The sequence below is a fragment of the Hespellia stercorisuis DSM 15480 genome, from assembly GCF_900142165.1.
GTDB classification, from domain to species: Bacteria; Bacillota; Clostridia; order Lachnospirales; family Lachnospiraceae; genus Hespellia; species Hespellia stercorisuis.
This window is the reverse complement of sequence record NZ_FQZY01000051.1, coordinates 1-23,510: the sequence shown is the minus strand read 5'-3', so window position 1 is coordinate 23,510 and position 23,510 is coordinate 1. Positions and strand designations below refer to the sequence as shown.

The 23,510-nt window shown below is 38.4% G+C and carries 17 protein-coding genes and 1 pseudogene; all 18 read right to left on the bottom strand.

Features of this window, described 5'->3' with window-relative positions; translation table 11 throughout:
- Positions 1-49: 49 nt before the first annotated feature.
- The 18 genes and pseudogenes from BUB85_RS14890 to BUB85_RS14805 all read right to left on the bottom strand — a co-directional run bounded on the left by BUB85_RS14890 (position 50) and on the right by BUB85_RS14805 (position 23,348).
- Positions 50-1,021 carry a DUF5702 domain-containing protein gene (locus BUB85_RS14890; RefSeq protein WP_408607097.1) on the bottom strand — a complete coding sequence of 324 codons (972 nt, stop codon included), beginning with the start codon at positions 1,019-1,021 and terminating at the stop codon, positions 50-52.
- A gap of 408 nt (positions 1,022-1,429) precedes the next feature.
- A pseudogene (locus tag BUB85_RS21015) lies at positions 1,430-1,531 on the bottom strand (Flp1 family type IVb pilin); the annotation flags it as partial.
- Between the two features lie 240 nt (positions 1,532-1,771).
- A complete protein-coding gene (locus BUB85_RS14880; protein ID WP_029730553.1) occupies positions 1,772-2,146 on the bottom strand; it encodes a DUF6262 family protein in 375 nt (124 codons plus the stop codon).
- A gap of 39 nt (positions 2,147-2,185) precedes the next feature.
- Positions 2,186-2,611, bottom strand: coding sequence for a DUF6262 family protein (locus BUB85_RS14875; protein ID WP_227036518.1), 426 nt, complete (start codon positions 2,609-2,611; stop codon positions 2,186-2,188).
- Complete coding sequence (locus BUB85_RS14870; RefSeq protein WP_073111912.1) at positions 2,601-4,094, bottom strand: tyrosine-type recombinase/integrase; 1,494 nt, start codon at positions 4,092-4,094, stop codon at positions 2,601-2,603. Before BUB85_RS14870 ends, BUB85_RS14875 begins: the two co-directional genes overlap by 11 nt.
- Positions 4,091-6,067 (bottom strand): tyrosine-type recombinase/integrase, encoded by a 1,977-nt coding sequence (locus BUB85_RS14865; protein WP_073111910.1) that lies wholly within the window; start codon positions 6,065-6,067, stop codon positions 4,091-4,093. The genes BUB85_RS14870 and BUB85_RS14865 overlap by 4 nt, the downstream gene beginning before the upstream one ends.
- Before the next feature lie 18 nt (positions 6,068-6,085).
- On the bottom strand, positions 6,086-7,204 hold the full coding sequence (locus tag BUB85_RS14860) for a tyrosine-type recombinase/integrase (protein WP_073111908.1): 1,119 nt from the start codon (positions 7,202-7,204) through the stop codon (positions 6,086-6,088).
- 161 nt (positions 7,205-7,365) lie between these two features.
- On the bottom strand, positions 7,366-9,333 hold the full coding sequence (locus tag BUB85_RS14855; RefSeq protein WP_073111906.1) for an ATP-dependent DNA helicase: 1,968 nt from the start codon (positions 9,331-9,333) through the stop codon (positions 7,366-7,368).
- A gap of 536 nt (positions 9,334-9,869) precedes the next feature.
- Positions 9,870-10,304 (bottom strand): hypothetical protein, encoded by a 435-nt coding sequence (locus BUB85_RS14850; RefSeq protein ID WP_024852660.1) that lies wholly within the window; start codon positions 10,302-10,304, stop codon positions 9,870-9,872.
- Positions 10,305-10,640: 336 nt separating this feature from the next.
- Complete coding sequence (locus BUB85_RS14845) at positions 10,641-12,677, bottom strand: beta-galactosidase (RefSeq protein WP_024852662.1); 2,037 nt, start codon at positions 12,675-12,677, stop codon at positions 10,641-10,643.
- Positions 12,678-12,722: 45 nt separating this feature from the next.
- A complete protein-coding gene (locus tag BUB85_RS14840) occupies positions 12,723-15,788 on the bottom strand; it encodes a glycoside hydrolase family 2 TIM barrel-domain containing protein (protein WP_073111904.1) in 3,066 nt (1,021 codons plus the stop codon).
- A gap of 37 nt (positions 15,789-15,825) precedes the next feature.
- Positions 15,826-16,482, bottom strand: a complete 657-nt coding sequence (locus BUB85_RS14835; protein ID WP_073111902.1) for a sugar O-acetyltransferase — start codon at positions 16,480-16,482, stop codon at positions 15,826-15,828.
- A 108-nt stretch (positions 16,483-16,590) separates the two neighbouring features.
- The gene (locus tag BUB85_RS14830) at positions 16,591-17,589 is read right to left on the bottom strand and encodes a LacI family DNA-binding transcriptional regulator (protein WP_073111900.1); all 999 of its coding nucleotides are present in this window, start codon (positions 17,587-17,589) and stop codon (positions 16,591-16,593) included.
- 1 nt (position 17,590) lies between these two features.
- A complete protein-coding gene (locus BUB85_RS14825; RefSeq protein ID WP_044930052.1) occupies positions 17,591-18,406 on the bottom strand; it encodes a carbohydrate ABC transporter permease in 816 nt (271 codons plus the stop codon).
- On the bottom strand, positions 18,393-19,283 hold the full coding sequence (locus BUB85_RS14820; protein ID WP_073111898.1) for a carbohydrate ABC transporter permease: 891 nt from the start codon (positions 19,281-19,283) through the stop codon (positions 18,393-18,395). The genes BUB85_RS14825 and BUB85_RS14820 overlap by 14 nt, the downstream gene beginning before the upstream one ends.
- 103 nt (positions 19,284-19,386) lie before the next feature.
- Entirely contained in the window at positions 19,387-20,685 is a 1,299-nt protein-coding gene (locus tag BUB85_RS14815; protein WP_073111896.1) for an ABC transporter substrate-binding protein, read from the bottom strand.
- A 205-nt stretch (positions 20,686-20,890) separates the two neighbouring features.
- Positions 20,891-21,796, bottom strand: coding sequence for an AraC family transcriptional regulator (locus BUB85_RS14810; RefSeq protein ID WP_073111894.1), 906 nt, complete (start codon positions 21,794-21,796; stop codon positions 20,891-20,893).
- 106 nt (positions 21,797-21,902) lie between these two features.
- The gene (locus tag BUB85_RS14805) at positions 21,903-23,348 is read right to left on the bottom strand and encodes an IS5 family transposase (RefSeq protein ID WP_073111892.1); all 1,446 of its coding nucleotides are present in this window, start codon (positions 23,346-23,348) and stop codon (positions 21,903-21,905) included.
- Positions 23,349-23,510: the final 162 nt, after the last annotated feature.

Here is a 23,510-nt window from a genome sequence, read left to right as displayed (position 1 = left end):
GTCCGAAAGGGCATCTGTATATATCCCCACCGCCTATAGCGGTGGAGTTTTACCGATAGGCAAAATATGTTGGAAATTCATAGGTAATCCCGCGCCGCAGTGAAACAATGCTTTTTACCTGTATTTTTGTGACGCAATAATCAACTTTAAAAAAAGTAAGGCCCTTGCTCTGCTGCATATTTTTTTCTATCAAGTCTAATGCCCGCATAGAACAGCTGTCTTTGTTCCCGAGAAATAGCAGCATGCGAAGGTACTCCTTGTATTCGAGTCCGCCTTCCATATCCGCGCCATCCCCCGCATCCTCCGGTGTTCCAAGTTTTCCCAGCGCGGAAAGCTGCATCTGCCAGCTTTCTGCCGTCTTGACCAGCACCACCTTCTTCCCCTGCAGAAGCGAGCGCAGATCCATCACGCTCTCGCCGTATGCCCACGCTGCCAGCAGGGCCTGCTTCACCAGTTCTGTCACGACCGGCAGTGCTGCCAGTGATGCCAGCGCAGCTGCCATTGCCTCCGCTTCTGCCTGTTTCTGCATGTCTGTCATGAGGTAAAGATAGTTGGCACCGGTTCGCATCCACAGCAGACGTTTTACCACATATTCCAGATTCTCTCTGTCGCTGCCTTTCCCTCCGATCAGATACTCCAGCTCATAAGACAGCGCCCCGTCCTCGTTAGGCTGTGTCGCCATGGAAAACTTTCGCAGCAGATACTCCCCAAACAGAAGATTTGATACCGTCCCCTCCATGTTCTTCTCCACCTGAAATGCACCTCTTCCACTGTGCAGAGAGCGGTTGGACGGCATACTTTCCAGCCGGACTGCTTTGTTCGAAACCTGCTGTGGATCACTCAGAACTATGTTCAACACCCCATGGGACTTGGCCGCCGATACCGTCTGCAGCGGATTATCGGTCTCCGGCAGCTGCGTCTCATTCTCCGTCAGCGTGTCCTCCAGCGCCTGACTGTTCTCCGCCTCGGACTCCTCGTACCGCTCTCCTCCGGTTTCCTGCTCCTCCCATTTACCGCTCATCCCCAGCACATCCTCGGCAATACTGATTCCACTGTAATCCTTCATGTACGTTATAACCTGTTCCCTGAACGGATATCCTTGATTATCTGTCAGCAGCTGGAGCTTCTCCAACCGGTTTTCCATCCCCCCTGCACCGTAATACTCCAGCCTTGTGAGAAGATTCACCTCGTTGAACTGACCGCTCTCATAGCTTTCCTCCACCGCAAACAATTCATATTCCTCCAGCAGTTCCTTCCGGTACTCCCCGAACGCCGAATACACCGCCTTGTCCACATCCGCCCGTCGCCAGTTCTTTGCCGCCTGGAGCGAGGCGCTTTCCACCATCGCTCCGATAAAGGAGATCAGAAGTACAAAAATCAGACTTAAAAAAGCGGTAATTTCCCCCTTTTTCATAAGCGCTCCCCTCTGCTATATTCCAGAACTCTCACTTGTAATTTTTTCAAAAATTTTGTTTACAAGATTTGTCAGCTGTGTCTTAAAAATAATTACCAGTCCGATCAGTACCACCATAAATTTAGCCCCTGTCTTTTTCATGCCTCAAAAGCCTTATAAACACTGGATTTAACCATATAGACCAAAACGTATCATTCGTCTATTTTCTTTGTTTTTTGCACTTTTTGTATGTTGTGTGCATTTTGTAGCCAGTATTTTTATTTATTCATATCTATACAAAACAAGACAGAATGTACTTGCTTTTTAACTGTACATTCTGCCTTGAATCATTCAAATTCAAATATTTAATTTTTCCTTTTATACTTTAGATATTTTTCTTACCCTTGCCAATTCTTCTCGCAACTCTGCATTTTCTTTTTCCAATTTTTTTATTTTTAGTTTCAATTCCTGTATAGTCGTTTTTGCATTAACTAAAGTTCTTTCCATAGCCATATCAATAATAATCTGTTTCGGATTATACGTTACGCTCTGTTGATGCATAGCTTCATTTACCACCCTGCGCATTTCTTCATTTCGATAAAAAAATCCTTTAGAAAAGCCTGTTTTTTGAATCAATGCAGCAACTGTTATTTTTTCTTTTGATTCCAACATTTCTTGAATTTCCCGTTTTGCGGTTTCTACCTTCTGTTTGCTACGTTCCAAACTACATTCGACCATTTTATCGTATTTCATAGATTATCGTCCTCTCAAAAAACTTGTACCACACCATTCTCACAATTTTTTTAAAACAGAAATTTCTTTCCTACTGACCCGTTTATTCAATTTCTCCATTTCTTGTTGCAACAGTTCATTTTCTCTTTTCAAGTTCTGATTTTGTTCTGCTAATTTCTCATTCTCCGTTTTGGCTTTTAGCAATTCAATTTTCAAATCAATTACTGAATTTTCGAGTTTTCTGTCCATTGTAACCGGATGTCTATTCTTAAAAATTGCCTCCTGCCTATGTATTGCATCATCCATTTCTCTTCTGATAAGCTCATTTTTATAAAAAAATCCTCTAGAAAGCCCAGTTCTTTTTACCAGCTCTGCTACGGTAATTCTTTCCATATTTTTAAGCATATCAGATATTGTATTTTTTGCAATATTCATCTTCCTCTGACTCTCAGCCTGCGTAATCGCTACCATCTTATCATATTTCATAATCATCCCATCCTTCTATGATATCTAATAGGATCATATCCATTTTTTCTCTTGCAGCTCTCGTTTCATCCGCCATCAGTTTATTTCCTATTTTCCGATAATGGTGTACCGAATATATAGAGGTATGCCCCAGTAACTTGGCTATCATCCAGTCGTCCACATGCATTTCTGTCAATTTCTTTCCATAGCAATGCCGGAAAATATGGGTTCCAAACTTCAGGAACTCTCCATTATCATCCCGGATATCTTCCTGGCGGATCATTGTCATAATCTGATTTTGAATCATGCTATATTGATAAGGCCTAGTTGGATCATCTTTTTTTACAAAAATGTAAGTTGTTTCTCCATACCGCTCCTTTGTATAATCAATTGCTTTCATAATCAGTTGTGCCACTTCTTCACTGATAGCTTTTTCATAGGTGACTGACTTCACCTGATCAATCCTTATAAAATACCGATTGTTCCGCATACTTAAGCAGTCTGTCTTTAAGGTCAGCGTATCTGAAATCCTCGTTCCCAATAATTGGTGGATAATTAATGCTCTGCATATCTGCTCATCCATTTTAAAAATGTGTTCATTTAATCTTTTGATTTCTGCATCGGAGTAAAATTTGAATACATGCCTTGGTGTACTTGGAAAATCATTACTCAGAAATAACTCGCCCATGTGCTGTCGTTCATATAAATTCCCAACATCTTCTATTACCCTTCGTAGTGCATACAAGTCAGATCTGTAATTTTTCCGATCATGTGCTTCCGTCTGAAGATATATCAGATACTCTTCTATATGCATTCGGTCTAATTCCTGCAGTGATTGAATGTCCAAATATTTCCTTTTAAGAAATCTTGAAAATCGCTTTACTGCAGTCATTTCACTATGTATCGTTCCTAAAGGAGAATATTTCAAATGCATAAAAATTACTTTTTTTACTTCTTCTCGGATATCTGGCTGTACAATTTTAATAAAGTTAATCGTTTCTGTATTCAAAATTGGATTTCCTTGAATAGGAAAATCGAAATTTTTAAGAGTCCAGATATCTTTTTCTTGCTCGTCCCTGTCATCCTCTTCTTCCAAAAACTTCAAGATTTTTTTCATGTGCCTTACAATGCCAGGACTTTCAATTCCTACTTTGTCATATGCAGGTCGGTATTTTTTGCTTGACAAAGCATATCCTTGTTCTAGCATCCAGCTTTTTAGCATCAGAATGATTTTTTCTTCTTCTCTGGAATCTAGGTTTTGTATTTTCCGATCAATCAGAAATTCCCGAATATTATTATAATAAGTCACCTCACTTGCCATACTGGACGGAGCGAGCATTTTTCCTCTTTCCCATATAAATTCTTCCAGCTTTTCGGTTATTTCTCCGGATGGCAATCCTTCCAGATTAAAATATCGTTCTGGGCTGATACGCATTCTCTGCAGTTGCTCTTCAGATGCGGCTTTGTAACAATCCAGTTCATATATGTAAATTCTTTTTTTCATTTTCTATCACCACGCTTCTTAACTTTAATGGTAGAAGCCAAGTCATTTCCCGGTTTCCTAAAGTACGTATCACTTGCTTTATCAATTCTCTTTGGCATAAAATCTACATACTGTTTTGTCATCTCTTCTGAAAAATGTCCTAAATAATCTCGGATTGTCTGTATAGAAACATCTTCATCATAAAATTGCGTTGCCAGCGTATGTCTATAGTCATGGGATTTGAAAATATAATCTCCATCCGCAATCCCATTCTTATCACAGTACTGCTGAAATTCCTGTCGAAATGTTCCTACACGGTATGCTCCACCATTCTTTCCTTTGAAGATGTAATCTTTCGGACGAATGTGTTCCTGCTCAATATACTTACGCATGATCCTATACATTACAAGCGGAATCGGTATCATCTTATCTGCTTTCATCTTGATCTGATAAACTTTTAACCATGCATCTTCTCCATCCCAGTAATAGGCATCTCCTTTTAACGTACACACTTCACTGATTCTCAACCCGATACACCATAAATGTAAAAATATCAACCTTGAAACCAGTGGAAAAGCATACAGTTTATGCAGGATTTCCATATAAACTTGTTCTTCCACCGTTCTATCATGATGTTCTGGATACGTTTTTTTCAGATAATATTCTGGTTTAAAAGGTATCTCCTTCATATATCCTCGGACTGTTAAAAACTGATAAAATTTCAGGTAATGCACAATTCTTTTATTGAATGTATCATCTTTAGTGTCCTTCTCTTCCAGTTCCCGAAAATAAGTTTCCAATTGATTTTCATCTACCTGACAGACGGATTCTTCTTCCTTAAAATATTCCAAAAGTCTTTTTACCTCATATAGTTGTCCTCGGATATTTGCTATCGTTAGTCCACCAATTCCGACATGATATTTCGCATATTCCTGCAACAGTTCCCGATTTCTTTTATTGGTAACTTCTATGAAACTCAATCGCTGAACTGGATTACTTGGATTAAGCCGATCTTCTGCCAGATGAAAGCGTTCCATATACCATACATTGGCATGCCAATGTATTTCTGGTGCTTCTAAAAACAAAATTTTCCGGCTGTTATCAATGATCTGCATAGAGTTTTTCACATTGACTACCTTCTGTTCCACAATTTTCTCAAATCGCTGGATCTGTTCTAATTCCAATCCTTCCAGATTATCAATCTCTTCCTCCACACAAAAATCATATAACCAGTGTAATGGCAATAAATAGCGAACTCTTCTCTCTTTGGGATCGTCTCGATACAAATTATCTAGGATATAATTCAGTAGTAGGAAAACCTGCTTTTTTAATTTTTCAGATGCTCTTCTTGAAAAATCCCACACCAGTTCCTGTTTATCTCGGACATATTCAAAATCCTTAACCAATTCCAAATCTGGTAAGTATGGCAGGAATACAATCTGTGCTTGATATTTTCTCCGATGTTCGATTCTTCCCGGCAGATTTTCTATTTCTTGTTGAATACTGTACTGCTTAATATGATCGAAGACCTTTAAATATTTCATCACATTCGCTTCATCCCACATTTTTTGTAGTTCTGCTTCATAACGGCTTCGTACCGTATAGTCAATCTCTTTGATATGATGTATTCCCTGCCGGATTAGAAACCGTTTAATGTTTCCCTTCAATGCCCCATCTGACACTTGGCTTTCTCGGATTTCTAAGAGCAGCTCTCCATATTCTGTTTCTATCCAATACTTCTGTATCTTTCGCAATGCGGATGACTGCTCTTTCACCTGCTTTTTCGTATAATTCCCACTATCCAACAAACTTTGTTTGTATTCTCGCAAATCTTGTTCTTCTGCTAAAATCACATCATAAATTTCTCTTTGGATAAGGAATTTCTCTGCTTCTTCCCATAATTCTCTCTGCAATATTCCGCCTGACATAAGCTGCTTGTGAAGATGTTGTATCTCTTCTTGGCGTTCCGCTTGCAGCAATCGAATTGCAGACACTTGATCGCCTCCTCTTTTTTATAACAAATTCTGAACACCATACATTGCCTGATGTCTGTTATAAAAAGCATCACTGACTTCTATTAGTTCATCCTCTGTTATATTCAGATATTTCATGGTCGTTTCGATATTCCGATGTCCAAGTGCCTGACTAATCATTTCTAATTTCCAACCATCTTTTCGCCTTGCATTTGCAAAATAATGCCGAAGCATATGGGGAGATGCTTTAATTCCTGTCTTTTTCTCCAACCTACGTAACATGGCATATACCCCGCTTCCCTTAAAAGGTTTTCCAACATAATCGCCAGAAACATTAATAAACAAATATTCCTGTCCTAAAATCAGTTCTTTATAGTCTTCAATATAAAACATTAAAATATCAAATGTTGCATCACTGATTTTGGCTCTTCGAAATTCTGCATTTTTTGCCCTCGCTCCATTCTCATTATCATCCCGGAAATTGACATATATTATATGTTTTTCATAGTCTATATCCTCTGCGTATCGTACCCCTAAAAGTTCACCTATTCTGAAACCTGTTTCTGCTAATAATAAAAGCAGGATCTGATCTCGGCTGTTTGCACATTCTTGCAACAACTCTACAATCTTGTCCTGCTCAATGGTTTTCCCTTGATGTCCTTTTTCTTTTAAATACCCTCGAAAACTCTTCCTGTTCAATATTTTTCTGATACCGATTGAATTTCGCACAATCATTTGCGTATCTGATAATACCTTAAGATTTCCCGAATTCTTGTTTTCCTGCTCCATAAAAATATAGAACCTAAATACTTCTTTTAAGTATGCATTACATGTCTCATTATTAGGAAGTTTTAAATAATCTTCCTGGCTATGCATACCAGCTTTTAACCAAAGCAGAAAATCTGTAAAATGTTCATGCTGTTCAATATATTTCATTTGACAAATATCATCCAGACAAAGTTGCTTTTCATCCATAAAATTCAAATAATAAGATAATGCAAAGGCACTTCTTCGTATGGTGTTCGGTGATATCTTTGACCTTTTCTTATGCATTAAATATTTAGAAGGTAAATATACAATATCTCCGCTTTTATTTTCTCGGATAAAATAAAATTTTTCTTGTTTATCCATCTGCATTTCTACTATATATTTTGCCATAGCAACACCTTCCTTCTAAATCTTTAACGCTATACACAGTATACCCACTTTATGTACAAATAGCTATTCATCAATACCAACAATTCCACTGAAAACGCTCTTGAAATACCACCAAACTTTTCATGTTAAATCTGCTTTTTCTATAGCAGAACCACGAACGGTTACAGGTAGTATTCCACGCCTTTTCGATTTCGGATAAAGTGCTGGACATCCTTGATATCTTTTGCCATCTTGCAGCTCGGAAGCGCACACATCACTTCCTCATGATACCTGCCACCTTCTCCTGCACGCTCGTCTAAAATGGACACGACACAAGTGTCTGTCTCGGTGCGGAGAGCCCGTCCGAATCCCTGTCTTAGTTTTTTCTGCATGTCTGGAACAATCACTGCCTGAATGTATTCTTTCAGATTAGCATATTCCTTCTTCTGTGCTTCGCTGATGGGATCTGGAACAGCGAAGGGCAGTCTTACAATGATCAGCGAAGATACCATATCTCCGGGGAAGTCTACTCCTTCCCAGCAGGAGCCAGCTGCAAAAAGGACAGCATTGTCCATCTGTTTAAATCTTGTGATCTCTTCCGGGGAATGTCTCCACACCTCTATCATCGGGAATGGAATTTCATCCCTTAACATCTGGTAAATGTTTCCCATCAAATGATAAGATGTGAACAGCACCAGCGTATGTCCGTAAGTCGAACAGATCAGCGAATGAATATGACCTGCTATCATCTCTGCCTCTTCCTGACTTCCTCTTCTGCATTTTTTCAAATCCTTTGGCAGATATAACAGACAGTTCTTCTGATATTCAAATGGGGAGTCTGCCACATATTCCCGTACTCTCCGCACTCTCTGTAATCCTGTCATTTTCCGAATGTGGGAAAATCCCTGTCCGGTTTTTAATGTTCCGCTTGTAAGAATTGCTCCCATGCCTCTGCCCCATAACATCTGGTCTAGGTACTGCGGAATCCATCTGCTGGTTGCACACAATATAATCCGGTGGTCATGGTCCTGCTTCAGATGTAGCACATACTTCTTATCCTGATGAAAAAAGCATTCAAGCACACTTCTGTTTTCTTCCAGCTTGTTTCTGATCCACTTTGGAATCTTCTTTTCTAATTTTTCTATAATCTTATTCATGGTCTGTATCCCCTCATATAAATACATTGCACACTCTTCTGTCATGTGGAATTCTTCTTTTATCCCATATCTGGTTCTGTGGTTTTCTCCTATGATGTCCAGCACCATCCGGATCGTGCCGGACAGTTTCCTTATCTCCGGTCCTTGATATTCTTTTCCAAGATAAAAGCAGATTTCCCGGATATCGTCATAACACAGGCTCTTCCCGAACATCTGCTTTGCTGCATCCGGCAGTTTGTGTGCTTCATCTATAATCAATGCCCTGTAATCTTTCAATAACGGGCGGTAATCCTGCAGTCTGTGATAACCATCAGCCAGCAGATAATTGTGATTACAGATCTGAATGAACATTTCATTATCTCTGGAACGCTCCAGATACTGCTGATACCTACACGAACCTCTTTTCGGGCAGTCTCCCGAACAGAACTTCGGTACACTCACCATCCTTCTGTCAAACCCACTTAAGTTGGACACTTCGTCCATATCATAATGTTCTTTCAACGACAGCAGAGCTTCTTTCTGCAACGCATTTTTGTTTTTCTCTTCGATTGCAACGATTCGTTGCGCCAACCTCTCATCGCAGACAAAATGCTCTTTCCCTTTTCGTATCACAGCTTTAATGGGGACCTGAATCGTCCCGCTCTCCTGAAGAATCCGGGAGAGAAAAGGGATATATTCTGTAAGAATTGCTTTCTGGAGTGCAATGCTGGAAGTGGATATCACGACCGGACGTTGCTCATAAGGGGAACATCCTTCTGCAAGGAGGGAATATTTTCTCATCAGAACACAGGCCACCAGATAAGCATACGTCTTGCCGATACCGACACCCGCATCACACAGTGCTATGTTTCTTCCCAGCAGGTTATCGAGCATTTCGTGGCATAACATAATCTGTTCTTCCCTTACTGCCATTCCATGTTCCGGGAACAGCACTCGGAAGATAGTATCAACTTCTCGATGCACTCTTTTTAAATATTCTCTTGCGTAATACATAATTTGTTACCTGATATGCGTGCTGATACCACATCAATACGGCTGTAAAGGATTTCTCCCTACAGCCGCATGTATCTGATATCAACGACACATTCTTCCTTGATTTCTTATACTTTTGTTTTTTGGCGTTGTATTTGTCCTCGACTCCCCCAATTGCCTTACGGGAACATTACAGGCGGATGCTTGGCATTGCACCGCTCATGGATTTTCTAAAGGTCTTGCTGATTACAACCCAAAGTCCATCCTCTGCTCACTGGCAGTTCCTATGTATCATTATCCCCTCGTAAGTGATCCTCGCAAAAGACCGCCACGGTCCTTGTTTCAGTTAAAGATGATTCGCTCGAAACAAAAACGCCACAAAAGAACTCTGCCTCTCACTTTCTGGTCTGATTTCTTCCATACCCTTTTCATCTGTCCTCGCGTCTTCCTGCCACGCTTCTACTTACGGGAACGTACCTGTAATGCTGGTATGCGGTTGTCAAAGTACACCGGCAAAATTTACCTATCTATTAAATAGCCGACGAAAATCGCCATAATTATTCAATTTTTGATAAATTTTTTAATTTTTTTCTCAAACGGTTTCTTTTGGTATAAATCGTCTGTTCTGCCATTTCCATAATCTTAGCAACTTCTCTTCCCGAATATCCCCACGTACTGAGTAAGAGTATCTCCAGTGTCTGATGCTCCGTTTCTTTCAATAGTTCATAGAGTCGCTTATCACCTATGTGATCCAAAAGCTCCTTTACATTCCTTGCAAACAGCTCGCTGTCCTTTCCTTTTATGGAATCCATATCCTGCATCTCTTCATCCAAATGTTCCCGGTATCTGCGCTCTTCCAGAAAATCTTCCCGGTCCATCTGACGCAGCTTTTGGATCTTCTCTTCTTCCATTCCCAGTTCACGCAGTTTCTTTTCTTCCTGTTCTTTCCAATAATTCCACTTTCGTTCTTCACTTGTCTTGTTATAAGCCATTTATCTTTCCTCCGATCTGATTTTTCGTATAGAAATCAAATCGGAGCATGGCGGTGACCGGATATGTGGTATCCCACAATTCTCAAAAAATGTCGAAAAAAAAAGTGTTGCAACCAGTATGATGATTACAACACTTTGTTCATTCTTATTGTTTAATTCTTTTTGCTGGACCCATTGATGCAAATACCACTTCTCCTATTGCTCATGTCTCCCCTCAAAACATTACATTTAGAAGCATATAACAAACTTTCGTATATCTTATTGCAACATATATTTTTCTTAATTCCCTTTTATTAATATATTATAAATTTTCAACTAAAAACTGGAGTATCATCCCTATTCTTCATTTACTTCAATTTTTTTCTTTAGCACTCTTGTCTTCAGCGGCGCTATCACTTCGCTTTCCTCCCCATAGACTACTTCATATTCTTCCGAAATCGGAACTGCTACGGATTTCCTACCAAAATTCTGAAGGAATAAATATTCTAATTTGTCAGATGCTCTAGTATTTACGGATATTCCTTCTGGCACAAATTTTACCAATAGTTTAACTTCAGCTTCTTTCACAAGTCTTTTGTATAAATCATGATAAAATGCATATTCCATATCTGCCGCAACATAATATGCATGTCCGTTTCCATATGTTTTGTGTGTCAAAGCAGCTTTTCCTGCATAGAAATCCTCTCCGTAACACATCAGAACTTCTGCATCCGATACCTCCAGCAATTCACACAAATGGTTACATCTGTATGTTTTCTGTAAATTCAGATGATTTGATGGATTTGGCACTGCATAGTTTTCTTCCCAATCATACAATGCATCTATCTCTGTACTCCTGATTCCCGTCACATCCATTAATCCATATGGTGTTCCAAAGAGGAAGCAACGATCTGTTGCATCTACCAATCCTGACCAATAGGATAATACTAGTGTTCCACCTTGTTTTACATAATCTCGCAATTTTTCTTCATATCCATCACAGAAAAGATATGCCATTGGAACTGCAAGAATCTTATATCCATCTAGCACATGCTCCATCGAAATTACATCTACGTTCAGTCCCTGCTCTCTTAATGCACGGTATTGCTTTAAGACACATTCCTGATAATACATATTTTCATTTCTTGGTCCTTGTGCATCTTTTAATGCCCAGCTATTTTCTCTATCATAAAGAACAGCTACCTGTGCAATGGTTTTCGTTCCTATGGTTTCTTGTATCTTTTCTAACGCTTCCCCGACTTCTGTTACTTCTTTAAATACTCGTGTATCAGAACCACCATAGTGGTCAATAACTGCACCATGGAATTTTTCTGAAGCACCTCTGCTTTGACGCAATTGGAAATATAATACACTGTCTGACCCATGCGCAACTGCCTGTAGTGAAGTTGCCAAAAGCATTCCCGGTTTCTTCAATTTGTTGATTGGCTTCCAGTTTGTTGCAGAGGGACAAGACTCCATCAATAAAAATGGTTCTTTCTTAATGCTGCGCATTAAATCATGCTGCAAACCGCAATCTACTGCTGTTTCCCATTCTTCCTTTTTATGCCAACCCGGATAATTATCCCAGCTTACCACATCTACCACATTTTTAAATTTCTTATAATCAAGACCTTCATAGTCATACATGAAATTTGTCGTAACCGGAAGTTCCGATCCACCTTCGCGAATGGCTGCAATCTCAACTTTCATAAAATCTATCGTCTGCTCTGTTACAAATCTCTTCCAGTCCAACTTCAATGCATGCAATTCATTTTCTCCGATAGTTGATGGACTTTCAATTTCAGCAAAACTTCTATACCTGTGACTCCAGAAAGTTGTACACCATCGGTTGTTCAGATTATCTATTGTCTCATATTTTTTCTCCAACCATTCCCTGAATTTTTGCTGGCACAACGGACAATGACATTCCCCACCAAATTCATTCGATATATGCCATAGCATTACACCTGGATGCTTTCCAAAGCGTTCTGCTAATGCTTTATCCAGCTTATGGATTTTTTCTCGATAAATTAAAGATGTATAACAATGATTATGTCTTCCACCAAATAATTGTTTTTCTCTTTTTTCATTCACTCGCAATACTTCTGGATATTTGTCTGCCAGCCATTTTGGTCTTGCTCCAGATGGTGTTGCTAAAATTGTGGATATCCCTTCGTGATACAGATTATTGATGATCTCCTCAAGCCACTCAAAGTGATATTCTCCTTCTTCTGGCTCTAAGACAGCCCAGGAAAAGATGCCAAGTGAAACTGTGTTGATATGTGCCTTTTTAAAATATTCAATATCTGTCTTCAGTATCTCTGGATGATCTAACCACTGTTCTGGATTATAATCTCCTCCATGGAGATAATGATCATAACTTACTTTTGCCATTTTCTTCACCCCTACTATTTTATTTTTGTATTTTAACTATTACTTTTATATCCCCTTAAAGTAAAATGAAAATTCCATTCGTTTCTCTGGATTCACCAGATATTCCTTATGCGTTCTGGCACCCCAACTGTCATCTCCGCCAATTCCCATCTGTTCTTTTGCCACTCGAATGACTGTATAATGCACCTTCGGAAGCTCATATGCATGCATTGCATTCTCGATTTCATGTGGCGTATATGGAAGGGCTGAGAACATCATCGGACCTTGATTCTTATCCATTTCAAACCATATTCCTCTTCCTTTCCGGTCCGTAACAGTTGCCCATCGAACTTCTTCTTTTGCTCCACATTCTTGAGGAACTATATATTTTGCCATATTCTCTTTGACTTTATTAGCATATATTCCAAGCTTGGCTCCCTTTTTTCTGTCCGCATACGTTTCTTTCGGTCCTAGACCGTACCATTTCAGACAGTCATAATCCGCATTCACTTTAAATAACACACCAAATTCCGGCATATCTCCTAATTCTGGTACTGAATCATAACTCAAGGTTGTCTTGATGCGTCCATCTCCCGTTACTTCATAGGACAATTCACATTCACTGGCTGGCATTGTCGGCAATAAGTAGGTAAGTGTTACTTTTACAGCACCTTCTTTTTCTTCTACTTTTGGTTCATGCGCTGGTCCATACATCCCTTTTCTATATTCTTTATGGCTTGCATACAAACTTGCAATCTTCCACTGTGCATAGCGCATCTGCATCAGATTACCACAATCGTTATCTGTTGGCGCACGCCAGAAATTTGGTTTTGGAATGGCTTCTATCATCTCTCTTCCTGCATATTTATAAGATACTAAGCCCCCATTTAATACGGAAAAGATAACTTCGAAATGATTCCCTTTCACGCCAATATTATGCAGACTTCGAATTACAGTCAGTTCATTTACATCCAAAGTTTTTTCTTTTTTTGTCCCTTCAACCTGATATACATACTGTCCAAATGCAATTTCATATCCTGCCTTTGCCCATTTCGTATCTTCTTTTAAATGGAAAGATACTGTAACTGTATATTCACCCGGTTGTTCCGTTTTTTTGACAGGTAATGCATAGGTCATTTCACTTAATGGTTCTACAAATGTTTCCAATATTTCTGTCTGGATTGGGATACCGTTCTTTGCGAGTGTCACCTTACAGTCATAGCAATCCGTATTCAAGAACAGATTTTTATTGATAACCCGTACCTGTTTTTCTTTCACCTCTGCTGAGATATTTTGATAATTGAATTTTACTTCTTGCATTTTTGGAGAAGATTCTCGTTCCCCACCATAGACGATTCCGTTTCCACTGAAGTTATAATCCGTCGGTCGGTCCCCAAAATCACCACCATATGCCTGAAATTCTCTTCCATACCGGTCTTTTTTGTAAATAGACTGATCAATGTAATCCCAGATGAATCCTCCCTGATATCTAGGCTCTGTATCTGTCAGTTCTGTATATTTGTGCATCGCTCCACAGGAATTTCCCATTGCATGGGTATATTCACAGCATATAAATGGTTTTTCTTTCTCTTTCGCAAAGAACTCACGGATACCTTCTACAGATGTATACATCTGACTTTCCATATCACTGGTATCATTGTATCTTCTGTCATGAAAAACTCCTTCATAATGAACCAAACGTGTTGGATCTGCTCCATGGAAAAATCTGCACATTTCATATATATCTTTTCCACCACAGGATTCATTTCCACAAGACCAGATTAGAATAGATGCATGGTTCTTATCTCTTTGATACATAGAATTTGCACGATCCAGTACCAATCCTTGCCATTCCGGCTTATCATATGGAACCGTTTCCGAATAGTCCTTTGTTACCTCTGCTACATCCCATGTTCCATGAGATTCCAAATTCGTTTCGTCAATCATATAAAAGCCATATTCATCACAAAGCTCATAAATCTTTGACGCATTTGGATAATGACAGGTTCGAATAGCATTGATATTATGCTGCTTCATATTTTTCAGATCTTTTATAAGTTCCTCTTCTGATACATATCTTCCTGTTACAGAACTGAATTCATGACGGTTCACACCTTTAAATACGATTCGCTTACCATTAAGCAACATCAACCCATCTTTCATCTCAAAACGGCGAAATCCTATTCTTTGTAAAATCACTTCCTGTAGATTATCCTTTAAATCATAGATTTCCATTTTCAAATCATAAAGTCTCGGTTCTTCTGCACTCCATAGTTCTGGATCGTTCACTTGCCAGCGGAAGTAACTCTTTACAGCATTTACATCTCCAATCAGTTTTTCTTCTTCTAAAACAACTTCCGCTTCTATAGATAATTCGACTTTTACTTTGCCATTTCCCCATGCTTTCAAGTCTAATTTCAATTCTGCCTGTTGCAATGTCTCATCTGGGGTTGCCTGTATCTGTAAATCGTAAATGTGAACTTCCGGTACTGTATAAAGATATACGTCTCTAAAAATCCCGGAAAATCGGAAAAAATCTTGGTCTTCACACCAACTTCCTGATGTCCACTTAAATACCTGCAGCGCCAGCTTATTTTCTCCATCTTTCACATACTCTGTTAATTCAAATTCTGATGGTGTAAAAGAATCCTCACTATAACCTACAAATCTTCCATTCATCCACAAAGCAAATCCACTTTCTACTCCCTGAAAAGAAACAAACACTCTTTTTCCTTCCAGTTCCTTTGGAAGTCTAAAGTATTTCACATAACTAGCTACTGGATTAAACTGCTCTGGTATTTCTCCCGGATGCACTTCTTCATGTCCTTCCCATGGATATTGAACGTTCGCATACTGTGGTATATCATACCCTTCCATTTGAATATGTGCTGGGACATAAATATCGTCCCAGGCAGCACATGAATATTCTTCCTTCTCGAACCCTTTTATCGTACTGATATAATTTTTCGCATAATGAAATTTCCAGATTCCATTTAAGCTATAGCGATAACTGCTTTCTTTTTCTTCAAACTCTTCCCAGTTTTTATAATATGCATGGTCTGAATGTGCGTCCATTCTTCCATCACGATAATACTCTGGATTTTTCACCTGATTATAATCAAATATTTTCATTTTCTATTTCTCCTTCCCTTCCAAGACTTCTATCTGCTTATTCATTGCCTTGTCTCGACGTATAAGGTTCATCAACTTTCAAGTCTCGGAAATAATATTCCTTATCTTTTTCTTCGATTGTTCGAAGAATCCTACATGGATTCCCTACTGCAACTACATTTTCCGGAATATCTCTGGTAACAATACTTCCTGCACCTATTACCGTATTATCCCCTATAGTAACACCCGGAAGAATGACCGAATTACTTCCTATCCACACATTCTTTCCGATATGTATCGGAATGGAATAATGTGCTACCATATCACGATATGTTGGGTCTATCGGATGTCCGGTGGTACATATAGTAACATTTGGGCCTATCATTGTGCGGTCTCCAATATATACTTCTCCATCATCTATGATTGTAAGATTAAAGTTCGCATAAAAATGTTCTTCCAAGAACACATGGCTTCCATAGGACATATGAACTCCGTCTTCAATAAATATGTGTTCCCCACAAGAGCCTAACAATTTTTTTAATATGCTTTGGCGCTCTTCCTGATTGCCCGGTCTACAATGGTTATAATCGAACATCATTTCTTTACAATGTTTTCGTTCTTTATCAAGTCTTTTTTCTATCTCCTGATTTTCTGGACTTTTATGCCCTGATTCATAAAACAGCATTCCATTTTGTATACGTTCTTCTAAATTCATTTCTGCCTCCATTTTCATTACGGATACATTTCTGTGTATAAAGACATCCCAATGCAAACTATTGCTGCATTGGGATGTAAAAGAGAGTATGTACTCTGAGTCGCCTGTTTAGATTGTCGAATCCTTCATCTTTATTTCATATCCTAATATCGATAATGGTAATCTCTTTCCTTCTGTCAGATATACATAGAGCAATCTGCTGGCTTCTCTTCCCAGTTCATCAACATCAAAAGATATACAGCTAATTGGTGGATACCACTCATCTAACAAAGTGCTATTATGCAAAGACGCTACTTTAATATCCCCCGGAACATCTATTCCTTTCTTACGAAGCATTCTTAAAATTCCCATACATAAGTTATCATCCATACAAATGATGCAATCCATATGTGCTGCCATCGTATTCTCAATCGCCATTTCAGCTACATTCGGCAAATCCGTATTATAAAATACAAAATCCCGATCCAATACCATATGATTTTCCACATGAGCCTTCATAATTCCGTTAAATCGAATCCGATTGATTTTATGTTTCCGTTCTGCACACATGACTGCAATATGATTCAGATTCTTATGAAGAATAGCATTTATAAGTTCGCAGCATGCGTTTTCATTATCTGTATCCACTCTCAAAACAGATTGGTCATTATACGGTCCAATTACTACAAATGGAACACCCATTTTTTTCAGATATACTATTTCGTCATTATTTTCTACCGTTCTACTTAAAATAACTCCATCCATCACATGATTTTCTACCGCTTTTACTAAATTAGATATATCTGACGGTGTAATCTTAATTAGACATACCTGATATCCACGAATAGCAAAATAATCATAAACACTTAAGAAGATATTTAGGAAATACGGCATTGATGCAAAATTTTCTTCTCCGGTCAAAACCACTGCAATCATTCTAGTCGTCACATCGGTATAATGCTTTTCTCTGATATTGGGAACCAATTCTTTGCTCTCCAAATACTCCTGTACCCTTTGTTTGGTTGACTGGGATATCCTTCCATTTCCTGATATTGCTCTGGAAACTGTAGACACTGATACTCCAAGTTCCTTTGCTACCTGGCTGACATTTACTTTATTGTGCATCATTCTATTTCACTGATCCAGTAATTCCTTCTACAAAATATTTCTGTAATGCGAAAAATACGATTGCTGTCGGAATCGTAGTAATCAGAACTGCAAGCATCAACATACCGTAATCTGTTACATATCCAGAGATTAGATTCGAAATCAACATCGGCATAGTCTGTGTTGTATTATCAGACATGATAACTTTTGCCCATAAATAGTTATTCCATGCATTCATAAACGTTACAACTCCTGCTGCAGCAAAAATTGATTTCATAGACGGAATATACATTCTCAAGAAAATTCCAAATTCACTTAATCCATCAATCCGTGCTGCCTCTATGATATCAATCGGGAATGCTTTTGCATTTGTTCTAAACATCATAATCAGAAGAGGCGTTGCAAGTGAAGGAAGCATAAATCCTACTGCTGAATTTAATAATCCTAATTTTGAGTACATACGGAAAAGAGGAACCATCAGCGCTACAAATGGAATCATCATAGACATCAGTACCACTACATATATTTTTTCTTTTGCTTTGTCTCTGTAAATTTCAAATGCATACCCTGCAAGCGAGCTTACAATTAAGGCAAATGCTGTTACCAGAATTGTATATTTACATGAATTTAAGAAACTGCTCCACAATGGTTGCTGTGCTATCAAATTCTGGTAATTTTCTGCGATATATGTACCAAATGTCAATTTTCCTGCGATAACATCCACACTCTTATTTGTCGCTGCAATAATCATCCACAAAAGTGGAAATACGGAAACAACTGTTACAATTCCTAAGAATATATAGATAAATGTGCTCTTTACTTTACTAGTCACGTTCATCACCTACTTTCATCTGAACAAATGCGAGAATCGCTACCATAATCAAAATGATAAAGGACATTGCTGATGTATATCCAAAGTTTGGAACTCCCTTAAATGACATATTATAAATATAATGTGACATTGTGATAGAAGCATTTCCAGGGCCTCCCTTTGTCAGGTTCATAGACTCATCAAAGAGCTGTAATGTACCATTTGTGGACATAATCGCTGTCATCAAAATAGTCGGTTTCAATAACGGAACTGTAATCTTAAAGAATGTCTGGAATGCAGATGCTCCATCAATCTTTGCTGCTTCATATACGGAATATTCAATATTCTGTAATCCTGCAAGGTAGAACACCATATTGTAACCAGTCCATCTCCAGATTAAAGCAATGATAATAATAATCTTTGCACTGGTTGGATTTGACAAAAAATTATATGCATGATTAATAATTCCTAACTTTAATGCAATCATATTGATAAATCCATCTGTTGCAAAAAGTGATCGGAAAATAATCGCATAGGCAACCAATGAAGTCGCACATGGAAGGAAGATTGCTGTTCTGAAAAAGCCACGAAATTTTAATTTTGGATTATTCAAAATGGATGCAAGAACCAATGCAATAATCAGCATTACAGGCACTTGAATAATCAGATAAAATGCACAGTTCTTCAATGACTGTATAAATACATCATCTTTAAAGCATCGAATATAGTTTGACAGTCCAGCAAACTTTATATTCACTCCAGTACCCGTCTGGAAAGAGGTGATCAACGCACTGATCATCGGGTATAAGCTAAACGCACAGATTAATATGATTGCAGGAAGTAGAAATGCCCATCCAGTAGCATTTTGTTTTCCTTTCATACTAAGCCCTTTCTTTTTTTTCATATTTGCACCAACTTTCGTTCCTATAGTTGAACTGAGATGCCCATGAAAACAGATGTCACATGTGCATCCCAGTTTATTACTCTTGCTTACTCAAACTATATCTTTACTGCTGATTCATATTGAACTCTACTGTCTCCTGAGCTGTCTTAAGTTCTGAGTCAATACTTGATCCACCTGATACATTTGCTATAGCAGTTGCAAGTGCTTTATTTGCTTCTGTGTAGTAAACACCAAGGTCAACGGATGGTGTTTTTGAAGCAAAATCAGCAATCTGTGCATAAATTGCCTGACCACCAAAGAACTCCTGTGGCTCATTGTATACATCGCTTTCACTTGCTGGAAGCCATGTTGCAATCGCACCTGATTTTGGAAGAATCGTATCGTAAAGTTCTGTACTACCTGCAAATGTAGATGCCAGGAAGTCTTCTGCAAGTTCTGTATTCTTACAATTCTGTGTAATTGCCCATGTAGATCCTCCCTGATTAGAGTAATTCGTTGCAGATGAAACTCCAGGAAGAGCCGGCATATCTGTCAATGCCCATTTTCCGGACTGATCTTCCGCCGTCTGAACAGAAGCAAGTATCCAGCATCCATTGATGACTCCTGCTGTCTTTCCGCTTGTAAATGTTGCAACATATTCATCCCAGCTGTTTACAACATTCAGCACATTTGCATCTTTCATTTCTTCATATATTTCAATACACTGTTTAATATTTTCATTGCCTGCGAGATCCGGTTTACCATCCTCTGTCCAAGTACCAAATCCTGCTGACTGTAACATCTGATAGATCAGATCAGAGCTATCTGCCTGTACAGATAATAAAGAATATCCTGTCTTGTCGTACACGTCTTTACCGATTTCAATAAAACGATTCCAATCAATATCTGTCAAATCATCAATGGTATATCCTGCCTGTTTCAAAATGTCCGTTCTATAACATGCTATTTCAGCACCATTATCAAATGGAACACCATAATGCTTTCCGTCCACAGTTGAAGCAGCCAATTTTCCTTCTGCAAATTCCGACCAGTCAACTCCACAATCTGTGATATCCTGATACAAATCCGGATATGTTGTTACATATTTCTGATATGCAAAGTCCTGCATCAGACAGATATCTGGAAGTTTATCATAATTTCCAGCTCCGACAATCGTTCCGAGCTGTGTCTGCATATCATCCCAACCTGTTTCAACGATATTCAGTTTGAAATCTGGATGGTCTTTCTGGTAAACTTTTTCTGCCTCTTTCATTGCATAGATATTAAAAGACTGATCCCAAGCCCATACAGTTAATGTATTTTCATCTTTTTCGCTTGATTTTTTTTCGCTTGATCCACAACCTGACAGCATTCCAACAGTCATCGCTGCAACAACCAAAACAGATACTATCCTCTTTTTCATAACAATCCTCCTTGTATTTTGCGCACCCATTTTTGTGCAATTTGTACATCTCTATTAGTTCAACCGGTTTTAACTATGTTTATTATAACAAACACAATTTTCTGATTGTTATGATTTTTGATACTAAAACAATTCATTTAGGCACTTGCGCAAAGCTATTTTTCTTGATTGCGCATTTTATTTCGTCTTTGCATATTTTTTCTTTTCATTGATTCAATCGATTCTCTTTCACCCATATTTTAGGAGTTTTTCCTGTAATTCTTTTAAAATTCTTAATAAAAGTGGACATATTATCGAATCCAACGCGCCTTGCTACATCTGTGATACTAATTGCTTCTTTTTGCAAAATCTTGCATGCATGACTGATTCTCACAAAATTCACATATTGTATGGGTGTCATATTATAGTTTTCCGCAAAAATTTTGCGCAAATAGCTCTCACTTATATATGATGCATCTGCTATATCACTTATTCGAATCTCTTCTGCATAATTTTCTTCAACATAAGCTAAAGCCTTCTTAAGTTTTTCAAGCTTATCTCGGTCCATTTTTTCTTCTTTTTCCATAATCCAGATATCTTGTGAATTGATTTTCACAATTTCCATTAGCAATGTATAAAGCAAACCTTTCACACAATTTTTGTACCCAAAATCCTTGATTCGAATCTGATCCATCAAACAGTCCAACTCTCTGGCGAATAATGGAATTTCTTCTTTTTGCAATAGAATTGCCCGAATTTCAATTCTTCTTCTCAGATTTTCTACTTCTCTTTTTTCATAATATTCTTTTAAAAATTCCATTGGATTAACATAGATAACTTCCCAGAAGCTATTTTCTCCCATAGTACTAACCACGTTATGCGGATAATTTGCCGGAACAATAATAATTGTTCCATCCGAATATGGAATTCGTTCCTTATTGAATATAATGGTTCCTTTTCCTTGTCTACAGATTCCAATTTCAAGAAGATTATGGTAATGATTTCTTGGTATTTCTTTTTCAAAACGGTCCCGCCCGTAGTTTCTGATTCCTACACTTCCGAGCTTGGCAACCAAATCCTCCCCACTTGATATCTGATAATATTCCAGCTTTATTTTTGATATATTTGCCATTTTTAGCCTTTCTGCAATCTTCTGAACATAATTAAGGTACAAGAATTGCTGTTACTTTATTTCAATCTAACTAGTGTCTGCTGATTAAACAGTTTGCGGCTCAAAATCAGCAGGTGTATTCTATCAGTCCCAAAATCCAAATCAAGACAAAATGTATTCGTGCCTGAATCTTAAAAAGATTCGTCACAAATACAGATAACGCGATTGATGTAAGTGTCGTGTCATAAAGCTTTGTTCTTATCAAACCCAGTCCATAGCAACGTTTGCTTAAACTGAATGACCGTTCCACTTCAATTCGATCTGTGTTATCTTGATATTCCTGTTTTTTCTCTTTGGCTAACTGTTTTGTTGCGCTTGGTCTTCCAAGCTTCGGTCCAGACAAACGGATTCCATGGAATTTACAGAATCCTCTATTTTCTCTGGTTCGATAAATTTGATCCACAAGTACACGTTCCGGATAACGTCCGGTTCGTTCCTTGAAGCGTTCTATCGCTTCCTCTAATACAGTGCTTTCATTGTATGCTTCATAGGATATTTTCTCTATCCTTCCATATCCGTTTTCATCAAGGCTCAGATCAAACTTAGCTCCAAATTCAACGGGGGCTTTTGTTTTTCCTCTGACGATTGGGCGAAGCCATGGCTGGGAGATGCTTACAATACGCTTTTCGACACTGTGTACTTTGTTTTGATACATGTACTGCTGTTGATCGTATAACTTATATATGGTCCTCAGAAGTGATATCTCTTTTGAGGTCGGTGCATAGCCTTTTTCCATGTAACTTTCAAGATAATTGATATCACGTTTGATGTAGGAAAGCTGCTTACGGATAGTTGCTCTGATTTTCTTTGTACTGCGTTTCTTTGTTTTTGCAAGTGCAAGATAGTTCTTTCTTGCCTGACGGCGATACATGCGTGGTCTGGAAAACCCATAAGCTTTACAAAAACGAATGATGATTGTTTCCAGTTTTTCTCTTGCTTCATTCAGTAAGGAAAAATCCTGGGGATATCGAATGTTTGATGGGGCACAGGTTGCGTCCAGCATAAGTGTTCCTTTGTTTTCAGGTTCACTTTCCGATTTGTCATTCCCGTTTCCACCTGCTGGTGGATTAGAATGGTCGTCATCATCTCTTTCATCACTGGAATCTTTTTCCTTGAAAGCATCCAACATATATTCGTTGGCTTCCATGATAACGTCCATTTTCAGACGTTTACGGAATAAGACCAACGTACTTGCATCAATTGGCGGTTCTTCCTGATATCTAGGAAGCCCAATGAAATACTGATAATACGGATTTTCAGTCAACTGATCAACCAGTTCCCTATCAGAATACTGGTACTTGGTCTGAATAATCAAAGAACCGAGAGCAAGACGTAAAGGTTTCGCTACGCGTCCATTTTTTCCCTTGAACAATCGGTGGTATTTCTTTTCGAATATCGCCCATGGAATGGCATCGGCCATTTTTATCCACCGGTTCTCTGGATTCATATGCAGCCCCATTGGCTGATTGAAGCTAAGAAAGTTATTCTGTGTATTATCGGTACTTTTGTACATTGAATTTTTCACTCCTAAAATGGTACTTTTCTATGGAAAACTGCACGAAAAAAGTTTTGAATTCATCAAAATCCGTGCACTTATAGTATACCACTCAAAGGCGTGAAAGTCAGTAAAATCAAGTGCTTGAAGCTGATTTTTGAATTAATCAGCAGACACTAA